The organism is Methylocapsa aurea, from assembly GCF_000746085.1.
Lineage (GTDB): Bacteria > Pseudomonadota > Alphaproteobacteria > Rhizobiales > Beijerinckiaceae > Methylocapsa > Methylocapsa aurea.
In genome coordinates, this window is record NZ_KN050804.1 from 32,351 (window position 1) to 44,933 (window position 12,583).

The following is a 12,583-nucleotide window of genomic DNA, read 5'->3' on the forward strand; positions in this document are numbered from 1 at the left end:
CTCCCTCAATTGGGCCGCGCCGCCGCATCAGGCGCATGCAAACACGCCGAGCCCAATGGCTCCCTATGCACCGCCTTGTAGAAACTCAGCAGCATGTCTTTCGATACGCCGCCCTTCGTTTGTTGGGCATAGGCCTTGATTTCGGTCAATATCGCCTTGGCGTCGTCTGGCGGAACATCGAAGCCCAATTCCTTGAGCGCGTTGACGACGGCGCCAAGACCGGAATGCTTGCCAAGAACCATGCGGTGACTGCGACCCAGGACGGCGGGATCGAGCGCCTGATAGCATTGCCTGTCTTTCAACAGCCCATCCACATGTATTCCCGATTCATGCGTGAAAATGGCGTCGCCAACAATGGCTTTCGCTTCGGGAATGGCGCGGCCGGCGGCGCGCGCAACGATCCCGGCGACCTCGGACAGACGCTGGAGGGCGATCCCGGTCTCAAGCCCATAGAGCACCTCCACCGCGACCGCGACCTCCTCAAGCGGCGCATTTCCGGCGCGTTCGCCAAGGCCGACGACTGTGACGCTCGCATGCGCCGCCCCCGCCCTCAACGCCGCGAGCGTATTGGCGGTCGCCAAGCCCAGATCATCATGCGCATGAATCTCGATCTCGAGATCGCACCCCCGCCGCAATCGCTCAATCATCGCGAAAGTGGCGAAAGGATCGAGAACGCCTAGAGTATCGGCAAAGCGAATCCGCCTGGCGCCGTTTTCCGAGGCGCAATCGGCGACGCGCAGTAAAAAGTCGACATCCGCGCGCGAGGCGTCTTCACACCCAAGCGTGATCTCGAGGCCCTTGTCTCTCGCATAGGGCGCCACGTCCCTGATGAGCTTCAAGGCGTGATCGCGTCCAGAGCCGAATTTGGCCTTGAGCTGAATATCTGACACGGGAACCGAAATATTGACCATGCCGACGCCAGAGGCGAGCGCAGCGACGACATCGGACCGCAGCATGCGGCACCAGGCTATCGCGGTGACGGGCAGATCCTCGCGCACGATCGCGTTGATGGCGGCGATTTCCTCCGCGCCCATCGCCGGCGTCCCGACTTCGATTTCAGGGACGCCCGCGGCGGCAAGGACGCGCGCTATCGCCACTTTTTCTGCGACGGTGAAGGCGACGCCAGGCGCCTGCTCCCCGTCCCGCAAGGTCGTGTCGTTAAGAACGATTGACGGCCGCCGCTCCGCGATCGAGCCCGCGATGAGATTTTTCATTGCCGGCATGGGTGTAACGCTCCGGATCGGCCTGAACAATCAGGCCGAGATTACCAATGGATGCGAAACAAGGCGACTCCCGCCCTGTAGCCAGCGCGACCGCCTTTGCTGGTTATAATTTCACCAGACCGGATCCGACTGGTATGACGCGGATCATGCGGCCAGTCGCCTCGACAAGCTTCGCTTGGACGCCATTGAGAGTCATCGACGACAATTGGCAGCCGACGCAAGCGCCCGTCATCTTGACATAGACCTTATCGCCCTGAACATCGATCAATTCGCAGTCGCCCTTGTCCCTTTGAAGGTTCGGACGAATGCTTTCAAGCGTGGCCTCGATTATTTTCCGGCGCTCGATCGCGACCGGATCCAGGGCGGCCGCTTCTTTTTGAAGCGCGGCGTCGTCAACTTTGACATCGCCATTTTGAGCGGAATCCAACATCAAATGCCCCTTAACTGAATGACTTGCCGCAAGAGCAGGAATTGGTCGCGTTTGGATTCTCGAACACAAAACCCGCGCCTTCGAGACTTTCCACGAAGTCGATTTGCATGCCGGTCAAAAGCGGCTGGGACAGCGAATCGACAAAGACCTTCACATCCTCGCCGGCGTCAACGACGGTGTCGCCTTCGCGCGCCTGCGCATCGAGGCCGATTTGGTATTTATATCCGGCGCATCCGCCGGCCTCGGCCTTGACCCGGAAGCCCGCCCCTTCTTTCCCAGAACGGACAAGTGCGCTTTTCACAGCGCTAAGCGCGCTGTCGGTAAGGGAAATCATCAGGAAACCTCCGTCACATTAGCTCGACATAACGTACTAGCAAGACCCGCGCCATGCGCTAACTCCCTGTTCTCGCGCAGGATGCCACGATTTGGCGCGGGATGCAGCGAGCGCCGGCTCATGTCGCGATGCCGACATCCGTCTCATCGGCGACATCCGCAGTCACCATTTGTTTCGGCCGACCAACCCCCGGCCGAAACAAATGGCGGCCGACGCCAAAGACCAAATGGATAATGTGATATGGCCTGAAAAACCAGATCATTTGCCCAACGGAGCTATCCCGCTGGAGCCGGCCCAGGAGCGGCTGAGCGCGCATGCGGCAATCGGGCGCTCCTAATGTCGGCAGGCGAGCGACGCCCAACCGTAAGAAAATGCGAGCTAGAGCATTTTCGTGCGAAGTGGATACCGGTTTGCGTTGATAAAATCCGACAAAACAAAGACCTAGAGCTGCTTTCTGATTCCGCCGAAACTGAAAGTGCTCAAGAAATGTTCGTTAATCAGCTTCTTGGCTTTTCCGATTGTTGCGCACGATCTGTGACGCCCCGGATTCGTCGCCGTAGCAGAGATCAAACTCGGCGCATGAGTCGCAGGTTGGGGATGGGCACATCGAAAAGCCCTCCGCTTCGCAAAGCGCGCGATACAGGAATTTCTTCCAGCGCATGTTGCGGGTATTTTTGGCTGCCAGAGCGGGGAAATGCCGATCCAGAAGCGTGGAAAGATCACCCCTGGCCGCCAACCCCAGATCCTCCCACAAATGATTCGGCTCTAAGGCGCGCCGCGCCACGATGCAGGAAATCCATTCCGCAACGGGGCCATTTGCCGCGCAGTTTTGCCTGAGCAGCTCCCGAACCATGATCTCTTCATCTTCCGGATCCGTCTGCCTATGCGGCGATCCGCCGAGCAAACTATCGATGCATAAATAGGCGGCCAGCGCTGCAAACCCGCCCCCATCGACGCCGAGCCGGTCAGGAACCGGCTGCCCTAACCGTTCAGCCTCGGCGGCCGCATGGCGGACCATCCGCACCAGGACCCGCAAATCGAACCCTTGACCGTCCTCGACGCCAGAATGTTCAAGACCGGCCGAGAGACGGGCAAGATGTCCTTGGGATTGCCCGGTCCCATGCATTGTTTCAAGCGCCTATTTCTTCAACTTCACTTGCCTTGGTATGCGTTTGGCAATCCTTCGGACAGACGCGAGCGCAGGCCCCGCAGCCGATGCAGGCTCCGATGTCATTCATCGCCATGACTTTGCGATCGAAATCATCATCGTCCTCATCTTCGAGCTCAAGGATGTCGCCGTCGGAGTTAACCCCTTTCAAGGTCATGACATCCCGACCGCAAACCTTGTAACAGCGCCCGCAGCCGATACATGTCTCCGGATCGATCGCGGTCAGAAATTCCGGCTCCCACATGCGGCCGTCGCGCGTTGCTTTTCCGTCCATCCTCTTGCTTCCTTCCAGCTGCCTCATGCGCTCACGCAGGGGATACCGCGTTGAGCGCGGCGCGCTTGTTTTCCAATGTTTCGAAAGCTTCGTGCGCGCGCTGAGCGACCGACAGAATCTGTTCCCAATTGATCGGCAGCTCTTCGGAAAGATCGTGCAGATCCATCTTCGCCTGCATCGCCCTGGCGGACAGCTTCTTGATCTCCGCCTTCAATTCCTCAGCCTCGCTCATAAATCGAACCTCCGGCCTTCCGCCAATGTTTCAATACTGCTTTCAATACTTAGCGACTTCGGGGAATTTATTGATCATCTCAATCCCCGCGGCCACGGCCTTCTCGCCTTCTTCAGCGAGCTTGTTAAGATTATCGTAGCCATAGCGATGAATGTCGCGCAGCATCTTGTTCACGACAATGAGCCGCCCGGCCATCAGGATCATCCGGCCGAAACCTTCATGGGACATCTTCATCATCGGCGACACCATGCAACCGGTGGAGCGCTCGATGGTCAGCCCAACTGCATTGTAAAAGAGCTCAAGACGCCAGATCGTCTCTGGATCCGGATCTCCGACCAAAGGGATTTCCTTGCGCTTCGCCTTATCGACGATGTAGGGCTCCAACAGATCGAGATCCGACTTGCCGTCCCAGGCGCCGTGCATATCCTGTGCGCGCCATTGCTTGATCAATTCCTTGACAAAGACGCTATCGATCCCAGCCGGCGTCGGCGCGGCAACTGCTACTTCAGACATGATCCACCTCAATCGTCGTAATTGACTTCTTCTTTTTCCGCGCCTTTGGCCATCGCCTTGCGTAACCACGGCGGCGGAGCGGGGGCTTTCAGAACGTCCTGTAGCTTGGTCAAAAGCTCTGCAATCGATTCAGGCTCCTTGACCTTCATTGGGAATATATTGTTTGCCACGACGCGCGCGGCCCCTGAGCCGCCGATCGCCGCGACATACAAAATGGCGCAGTCCTTCACGGCGTTGATTTTGGGCTCTAGCTTGTCCTCGTTTCCATCTTCTTGAAGATCGCCATTGAACTCGATCGTTTCGACGAAAGCGTGCCCTTCCGGCGATACGTCATAGATCGAGATATTCTTAGCCCAACCGAAATGGGCGTCGACTCTTTCAAGGTCCTGGGTAGCAAAAGCGACTTTCATGCGATCTCCTTTATTATTCGTCTTGCGAGCCTACGGAAACGCATTCAGTGCGCCGCCGCAGGCGCGTGCGCATCATGCTCAAGATCGCCAGCCGGATGCGGATACCAAGTATCTGGCTTGGCGACATGGGCGTTGGAGATAAACATGTTGCCTATATCGAAAATCAAATCGCGCGCTCCGCGATACCCGACTGTCGTAATATGTCCCGCCCCCAGTCGATCAAAGATCGGCAAACCCAATCTGAAAAAGGGGATCTGCAGCCGTTGCGCAGCTTGCCGGCCGTGCGCATGGGTGATGAGAAGATCGCAGCCCGGCGCCATTTTTTCAAAATCCTCGAGATCACCAACGAGGACAGATTCGCAGCGCATCCGCTCGAGCACCGGTGATAGGTTGGTGGTCACCGCTACGTCGATGCGACAGCCCATATCCACGAGAAAACTGCTGATGTCCCACAGCAGATCGGGCTCCGCGCCAATCGCTATTTTCTTGCCTCCAATGTGGAAATGACCGTCCAGCATCGCGTCTACCAACTGACCGCGTTGCCGCTTGATTTTGTTTGGAACCGGCTTGCCGCTGATCTTCGTCAAAAAGGCGATAAATTCGTCATTGGGCAACAAACCGATCATGCGATCGAAAAGTTGAAACGGAACGCCAGCAACTTGCTTCAGGGCTTCGGCGGCCGTCCGCATTTGTTCGCCAATGGCGATTGCGTAAAACGCATCGCCAAGATCCGCGATTTCCTCCAAGGAGATCCCGCCCAGCGTCGTCGGGGTGAAATCGTCGGGGATATGACCATCGAGCGAGCCAGCCAGATCAGGCAAGAACAAAGGATCAAAGCCAAAGGATTCGATGATGTCACGCAATTCATCGAGATCGCCCGGCGTCATGTGGCACCCAGGCAGCACCGCAATCTTACGTGAGTTCCGCGGAGCGTCCGCAGGGCGCGGCTTGACCAAGGTTGTGATGACCTTGGCCACGGTCTTTTCCCAACCGTCCTGGAAGGCGTCCTTAAAGTCCGGAGTCGAGACATATACTAAAGACACATCGCTCAGTTCGGGATGCTGGGCCCGAACCTCCTTGATGTAGCCGTCGACATCGTCCCCCTTGGTCTCTGTCACGCCAGTGGAACAGATCCCGATGAGGCGCGCGCGCTGCTTGTTCGAAATATTGACGATCGCCTGTTCGACATTCTCATAACCGCCAAGCACCGTGGCGACTTCGCTCATCGCCGTGGTTTGCAGCGGAATCGCTTCGCGAAAATGCCGCACGAATAGAACGAGGCCAAAGGATGTGCAGCCCTGCGATCCATGAAACAGCGGCATGCTGTCCTTGATGCCCATGAAGGCGAGCGCGCCTCCGGCCGGCTGGCTCATCTTCAAGGGATTAACCGTGCAGGCCTTTTTGGTAACTGAGACTTCGGCCATTGAACTGATCCTCACTCGGCCGCGATCGCAACGGGAGCGGCTTCAGCCGGCGCGACGAGCTCGGCCAGAATATCGTCAATCGAATCGCAGCAACTGGTGCAGCCGCCGCCCGCTTGTGTGGCCGCAGTCACTTCCGCTACCGTCGTCAAGCCGTTTGCCCGGATGGCGTCTTCGATGGCGCCGCGATCGATTGACTTGCAGTTGCAGATCTTCGTCGCGCGGCGTTTCTCCTCGAGCTTCACCGGATCTGTTTCGATCTCGCCAACGCCAAGATCGGCAAGAATCCCATCGATCGTTCCCCGGCAACTCGTGCAACCGCCGCCGGCATGCGTAATCTCGGTGACCTGAGCGACCGTCGTCAGCGCATTGGCGCGGATTGCATCCTCGATTGTTCCCAAATCCACGGTTTTGCATTTGCAGATCTTTTTCGAGCGCCGCTTTTCTTCTGCCTTGGCCGGATCGGCGGCAAGCTCCGCCGCTTCCTTCGCAGCGGCGGCATCGGCCTTGGCCTGCCAGGTGTCCGACGCGTTTTGCCAGGGCGCGGGCATGCGAACCTGCTCCCAGATCGGGTTGTAAAGCGCTTTGTCGATCTCCTTCACCAAATCGACCATGCCCTCATAGCCCGCATAAGCGTGGTGCCGCTCCTGATTAATGTCGAGCCAGGGCATCGACGCCTTCAGCGCAATGAATTGCGAACGCCCACCGGACAACATGATGTCTGCCCGCGCATCCTTCAGCATTTTATACATCTCGCGGGGCGACATATCATCGAACGCATGGGCGTCATCGCCCATCAGCTCCTTGATGCGCTCCTTGTCCTCTTTCGTGGATTTTTTGACGCTTGTTCCGACAATCTCAAGTCCAACCTCTTGCAAAGCCGCGACGACAGACCAGGACTTGACGCCGCCGGTGATCAGCAAAACCTTCTTGCCTTTGAGGCGCGGCGTATATTCGGCCATCCGCTCCCACGCCCGTTTCTCTTCACGAGCAATCACGGCTTCGGCTCGGTCCATAAATTCAGGCGGCGCGCCTCGGTCGATCACGAGCTGAGCGAGCTGCCGAATGGAGTCGCTCATATCCCCGATCCCGTAGAAGGACCCCTCAAAATAGGGAATTCCATACAGATCTTCGAGTTTGCGCGTGATGTTGATCATCGCCTTTGAGCAAACCATCATGGTCGCCCGAGCGCGATGCGCGCGCGCAACTTCGTGATATTTTGCGTCGCCGGAAATGCAGGACAAAATACGGAAGCCAATCTCCTTCAGAAGCGGCTCGACCTGCCACATTTCGCCCGCAAGATTATATTCGCCGATAATGTTGACATCATAAGGCGTGGTAAAGTCGGGCTCTTCCGTCCCAATCACATGCGCCAGAAGCGCTTCCCCGGCAAGCTTGTTGCCCAGGTTCTTTGGCCCAACAAAGCCGGGCGAGTTCACCGGAACGATGGGTTTGCCGAATTTCTTCGTTGCCGCTTTGCACACCGCGTCGATATCGTCGCCGATCATCGCGGGGACGCAGGTTTGATAGACGAATACGGAGGGAGGATTGTATTTCTCGATAATTTCCTTGATGCTTTTATAAAGGCGTTTTTCGCCCCCGAAAACGACGTCCGTCTCATTGATGTCGGTCGTAAAGCCGGTGCGGTATAAGGTCGAGCCTGACGAATAGGCGCCGCGATTGTCCCAAGAATTTCCTTCGCAGGCGATCGGGCCATGGACAAGATGCGCGACATCCGTGATGGGCTGGAGAGCAATCTTCGCGCCGTCGAACGCGCAGCCGCCGGCGGCTCCTCCCGGCTGCAATTGCTTCGTGCAGCCTTTCTTACGTTCCTTCTCCGATTTCGCTGCATTCTTGGGGCAAGCGGGTTCGTTGAAAACGTCTTGAACGGTAGCCGAAACACTGCTCATCAGAACCTCCTCACCCGCCGACCCACCACCGCCGGGCTATCCACGCCATCCAATTGGCGCAATGCGCCCTCGTGGCGCATAAATGGGCGCCACGATATCCGGCGTCCAAGAGATTAGCGCCCAAGGAATGGACAAATTTACCAACAGAAAATGCCTTTAAGATCAAACGGCGGGCGAATGAACTTTTTTAAGTTCGCTGCCCGCCGCATTGTTAGCGCGCGCGCCGAAGATCAGCGGATAATGTCGTAGCTGAAATCCGAATGGGCCGGGACGATTGTGTTTCTATCGATCTCTTCGAAAATGCGATCCAGAATCCAGACCAGCACGTTGAGGCCGCCCTGATAGCCCCACACCGGATAGCGATGGTGATGATGGCGATCAAAGATCGGGAACCCGATGCGAATCAGCGGGGTTCCGGTATCGCGCTCCAGATACTTGCCGTAGGTGTTGCCGATCAGGAAGTCGACCGGCTCGGTGAACAGCAGCGAGCGCATGTGCCACAGATCCCGAAGCGGATAAACATGGCAATTGGCGCCGAACTGGTTGGCGTCGAGCATCGCCTGAACCTTGGCTTCCCATGCCTTGCCGCCATTGGTGGCGAGGATATGGGTGGGTTCGCCGCCGCATTCCATCAAGAATTCAGCAAGACCGATGCACAGATCCGGATCGCCATAGATGGCGAATTTCTTCCCATGGATATGGGCGCTCGAATCAGCCAGGGCGTCGACGAGACGGCCGCGCTCGAGTTTGAGCTGGTCGGGAACCGGCTTGCCGGTAATCCGGGAGATCTCCATCAGGAACTTGTCGGTCGCCTGGACGCTGATCGGATGGTTGAAAGAAACCGTCTCCTGGTCCCATTCCGACTTGATGTAGTTCAGCGTCTTTTCGGTGCAATATTCCTGCATCGAAATGGTCGCCTTGGCATGGACCGCCGCATTCATTTCATCAATGGTCGTGCCGCCATCGAACATGCGGAACGTGCCGTCCGTCGGCGTATCCCACACATCGCTATTGTCGGCGATCATCGTATATTCGACGCCCATGAGGTCGAAGATCCGCTTGATTTCGCGAAGGTTGCCAACGGTGTAGGGATCAAATCCACCAATGAAATTGATCGTCTCATTCGGCACGCGCTGGAGCTTTTCGACCGTGCCGGCCTTGCCGCCCCAGAAATGCTCGAACACGCCCTTGAGAACATTGTCGTAGCCGGTGATATGGCTGCCGACGAATGCGGGAGTATGAGCGAAAGGAACGTCATAGGCTTCGGGAACCGACCCTTTGCTCTTCGCCGTCTTGATGAAGGCATTGAGATCGTCGCCGATCACTTCGGCCATGCAGGTGGTGGAAACCGAAATCATCTTCGGCTTATAAAGATTGTAGGTATTGGCCAGACCGTCGACCATATTGTTGAGGCCGCCAAAAACCGCCGCATCTTCCGTCATCGATGACGAGACGCACGAGCTCGGCTCTTTAAAGTGGCGCGAAAAATGGCTCCGGTAATAGGCGACGCAGCCCTGCGAGCCATGGACGAAAGGCACGGTGCCCTCGAAGCCAACAGCGGCGAACACGGCGCCCAGCGGCTGGCAGGCTTTGGCTGGATTGACGGTCAGAGCTTCGCGGGCAAAATTCTTCTCGCGATATTCCGGCGTCTTGGTCCATTCGACAACCCGCTGCAACTCGGCTTCGGCAACGGGATTTTCGAAGTTTTTCTTCTTATTCGCGAGCATCTCCCGATATTCCGGCTGCCGGAACAGGTCGAAGTGGTCGAGAACGTGATCGGCGTTTTGAGGCATTCTGAAAATCCTTTGATGTGTTTTTCCCGCTGCACCCCGGCTGTGGCCCTCCCCTTTTTCAGGGGAGGGCTAGCGGAGATTAGAACGGAGCCTTCGTCAGACCCCAGATCGGGGAATTGATGGCCATGTCCATGTCGCGCGCGAAAATGGCGAAGCCATCGTAGCCGTGATACGGACCGGAATAATCCCACGAATGCATCTGACGGAAAGGCACGCCCATCTTCTGGAAGACGTATTTTTCCTTGATGCCCGAACCAACGAGGTCCGGCTGGATCTTTTCGACGAATTTCTCGAACTCGAAGCCGGTCACGTCATCATAGATCAGCGTGCCGTCTTTGACGTAATGGGTCGTGCGCTGATAGTCGTCATTGTGACCGAACTCGTAGCCGGTCCCGACGACTTCCATGCCGAGATCTTCGTAAGCGCCGATCACGTGCCGAGGACGCAGGCCGCCAACGAACAGCATGACCTTGCGGCCATGAAGGCGAGGACGGTATTTCTCGATCACCGCATCCGAAAGAGCCGCATATTTCGCGATGACGCGCTCGGCGCCTTCCTTGATCTTGTCGTCGAAATGGCTGGCGATGGTGCGCAGCGATTCGGCGATCTTGCTCGGTCCGAAGAAGTTATACTCCACCCACGGAACGCCAAACTTTTCTTCCATGTGGCGGGAGATGTAGTTCATCGAACGGTAGCAGTGAAGAACGTTGAGCTTCGCCTTCGGCGTCGCCTCGAGTTCGGCGATCGAACCGTCGCCAGACCACTGCGCAATGACGCGAAGGCCCATTTCTTCGAGCAGAATGCGCGAAGACCAGGCGTCGCCGCCAATGTTGTAATCGCCGATGATGGCGACGTCATAGGGCGTCTGTTCGAAGGTGGCGGGCTTGCCCTCCATCTTGTCGAACACCCAGTCGCGGATCGAATCGTTCGCGATGTGATGGCCGAGCGATTGCGACACGCCGCGGAAGCCTTCGCAGCGGACCGGAACAATGGTCTTGCCGCCGTATTCGCGCGACTTCTGCTTCGACACCGCCTCGATGTCGTCGCCGATGAGGCCGATTGGGCATTCGGACTGAACCGTAACGCCGTGATTCAGCGGGAACAGCTCCATGATCTCGTCCATGATCTTGGCAAGCTTCTTGTCGCCGCCGAAGACAATGTCCTTCTCTTGGAAATCCGAGGTGAACTGCATCGTCACGAAAGTGTCGACGCCAGTCGTGCCGATGTAGTAGTTCCGGCGCGAAGCCCAGGAATACTGACCGCAGCCGACCGGACCGTGGCTGATGTGGATCATGTCCTTGATCGGGCCCCAGACCACGCCCTTCGAACCGGCGTAGGCGCAACCGCGAATCGTCATCACGCCCGGGACGGACTTGATGTTGGACTTAACCGAGCAATCGGTCTTGCCTTCATTGAACTGGTTGAGGTGCTTGGCGCGGTTCTTTTTGCTCTTCTCGGGATAGGCTTCGAGGACCTCGGCAATGAGCTCCTTGTTCCTCTGCTTGATCTCTTCAATTGTTTCGGGTGCTGATAGGCTCATGCCAATCTCCTGAAGTCACTTATAAGCCGATCACTGACCCCTCCGAAGAGGGGTCAGATCAAAGTTTAAGCAAGCATTAGGCCACAGCGACCTCGGCCGCCGTCAAGCCGACCTGCGACTCGTCGACCTGCTTCATGATGCCATGGGCCATGAGCATGTCTTCGAGCTCGTCCATCGTGATCGGGGTCGGGATGATGCCATTGCCCTTGTTCGCGTGGATCTTGGTCGCAAGGTCGCGATACTCGCCAGCCTGCTTGGAGTCGGGAGCGTATTCCACGACAGTCATGCGGCGCAATTCGGCATGCTGCACGATATTGTCGCGGGGAACGAACTTGATGAGGAACGTGCCGAGCTTCTTGGCCAGCTCTTCAGCGAGCTCGAGCTCCTTGTCGGTCTGACGCTCGTTGCAGATGAGCGCGCCGAGGCGGACGCCGCCGGAGTTCGCGTATTTCAGAATGCCCTTGGAGATGTTGTTGGCCGCATACATGGCCATCATCTCGCCCGACATGACGATGTAGATTTCCTGGGCCTTGTTCTCGCGGATCGGCATGGCGAAACCGCCGCAAACCACGTCGCCGAGCACGTCATAGGAAACGTAGTCGGTGTCTTCGTAGGCGCCGTTTTCCTCGAGGAAGTTGATCGAGGTGATGACGCCGCGACCCGCGCAGCCAACCCCTGGCTCCGGACCGCCGGACTCGACGCACTTGATGTCGAGATAGCCGACCTTCATCACGTCTTCGATCTCGAGGTCCTCGACCGAACCAGCGGCCGCCGCGAGGCTGAGGATGGTGTCCTGCGCCTTGCTGTGCAGGATCAGGCGGGTCGAGTCAGCCTTGGGGTCGCAGCCGACGATGAGGATCTTGTGACCCTGCTCGGCGAGGCAGGCGAGCGTGTTTTGCGAGGTCGTGGACTTGCCAATACCTCCCTTACCGTAGAACGCAATCTGGCGCATATTAAAGATCTCCTTAGTGCCGTTTTCGCAGTTAACCGTGGACCCGAGACGCTCGATCCCCACATTGAGACATCGACGCGCCATGGCGGCGCGGGACACGACACGTCAAATGCCTTGATCTCGGCGACGTATCCCCGGCCCCTATAAGGCAATCGCCGTGCCACCTCCCAGGGTTTGGGTAACACGTTGAAAACGCAGGGGCGGCGGCGGAATGTTCGGTGCGCTTGGCTATGTTCCGATTCCGACACTGGCCCTTAGGCTGTCATGAACAAAACAGGTAAGAGGATCGGCTCCGGCCGCGCTTCACGGCATGGCCGCGCTGGCGCGGAGGCATCCTGCCGGGCGGTCGTCGGGCGGGATGACGCGGCGGAGAAAACGCCGCT

At 57.7% G+C, this 12,583-nt stretch carries 13 protein-coding genes; all 13 read right to left on the reverse strand.

All coding sequences use genetic code 11. From position 1 onward, the window contains the following. Window positions 1–5: 5 nt before the first annotated feature. The 13 genes from nifV to nifH all read right to left on the reverse strand — a co-directional run bounded on the left by nifV (window position 6) and on the right by nifH (window position 12,209). Window positions 6–1,223, reverse strand: coding sequence for a homocitrate synthase (gene nifV, locus DL86_RS15300; protein ID WP_051953547.1), 1,218 nt, complete (start codon window positions 1,221–1,223; stop codon window positions 6–8). A 103-nt stretch (window positions 1,224–1,326) separates the two neighbouring features. Then, window positions 1,327–1,653, reverse strand: coding sequence for a NifU family protein (locus tag DL86_RS15305; RefSeq protein ID WP_036263296.1), 327 nt, complete (start codon window positions 1,651–1,653; stop codon window positions 1,327–1,329). Window positions 1,654–1,663: 10 nt separating this feature from the next. Further along, the gene (locus tag DL86_RS15310; RefSeq protein WP_036263300.1) at window positions 1,664–1,987 is read right to left on the reverse strand and encodes a HesB/IscA family protein; all 324 of its coding nucleotides are present in this window, start codon (window positions 1,985–1,987) and stop codon (window positions 1,664–1,666) included. A 493-nt stretch (window positions 1,988–2,480) separates the two neighbouring features. Next, window positions 2,481–3,113: a nitrogen fixation protein NifQ gene (locus DL86_RS15320; protein WP_036263306.1), complete on the reverse strand. Its 633-nt coding sequence runs from the start codon at window positions 3,111–3,113 to the stop codon at window positions 2,481–2,483. Window positions 3,114–3,117: 4 nt separating this feature from the next. Continuing rightward, complete coding sequence (gene fdxB, locus DL86_RS15325) at window positions 3,118–3,429, reverse strand: ferredoxin III, nif-specific (RefSeq protein ID WP_036263854.1); 312 nt, start codon at window positions 3,427–3,429, stop codon at window positions 3,118–3,120. A 31-nt stretch (window positions 3,430–3,460) separates the two neighbouring features. After that, entirely contained in the window at window positions 3,461–3,661 is a 201-nt protein-coding gene (locus DL86_RS15330; protein ID WP_036263308.1) for a CCE_0567 family metalloprotein, read from the reverse strand. A gap of 42 nt (window positions 3,662–3,703) precedes the next feature. After that, entirely contained in the window at window positions 3,704–4,174 is a 471-nt protein-coding gene (locus tag DL86_RS15335; protein ID WP_036263311.1) for a NifX-associated nitrogen fixation protein, read from the reverse strand. Window positions 4,175–4,182: 8 nt separating this feature from the next. Further along, entirely contained in the window at window positions 4,183–4,584 is a 402-nt protein-coding gene (gene nifX / locus DL86_RS15340) for a nitrogen fixation protein NifX (protein WP_036263315.1), read from the reverse strand. Between the two features lie 44 nt (window positions 4,585–4,628). After that, window positions 4,629–6,008: a nitrogenase iron-molybdenum cofactor biosynthesis protein NifN gene (gene nifN / locus DL86_RS15345; RefSeq protein WP_036263318.1), complete on the reverse strand. Its 1,380-nt coding sequence runs from the start codon at window positions 6,006–6,008 to the stop codon at window positions 4,629–4,631. An 11-nt stretch (window positions 6,009–6,019) separates the two neighbouring features. Then, window positions 6,020–7,915: a nitrogenase iron-molybdenum cofactor biosynthesis protein NifE gene (gene nifE, locus DL86_RS15350; RefSeq protein ID WP_036263321.1), complete on the reverse strand. Its 1,896-nt coding sequence runs from the start codon at window positions 7,913–7,915 to the stop codon at window positions 6,020–6,022. Between the two features lie 230 nt (window positions 7,916–8,145). Further along, window positions 8,146–9,708, reverse strand: coding sequence for a nitrogenase molybdenum-iron protein subunit beta (nifK, locus tag DL86_RS15355; protein ID WP_036263324.1), 1,563 nt, complete (start codon window positions 9,706–9,708; stop codon window positions 8,146–8,148). A 79-nt stretch (window positions 9,709–9,787) separates the two neighbouring features. Next, the gene (gene nifD / locus DL86_RS15360; RefSeq protein WP_036263327.1) at window positions 9,788–11,248 is read right to left on the reverse strand and encodes a nitrogenase molybdenum-iron protein alpha chain; all 1,461 of its coding nucleotides are present in this window, start codon (window positions 11,246–11,248) and stop codon (window positions 9,788–9,790) included. A gap of 76 nt (window positions 11,249–11,324) precedes the next feature. Then, entirely contained in the window at window positions 11,325–12,209 is an 885-nt protein-coding gene (gene nifH, locus DL86_RS15365; protein WP_036263855.1) for a nitrogenase iron protein, read from the reverse strand. Window positions 12,210–12,583: the final 374 nt, after the last annotated feature.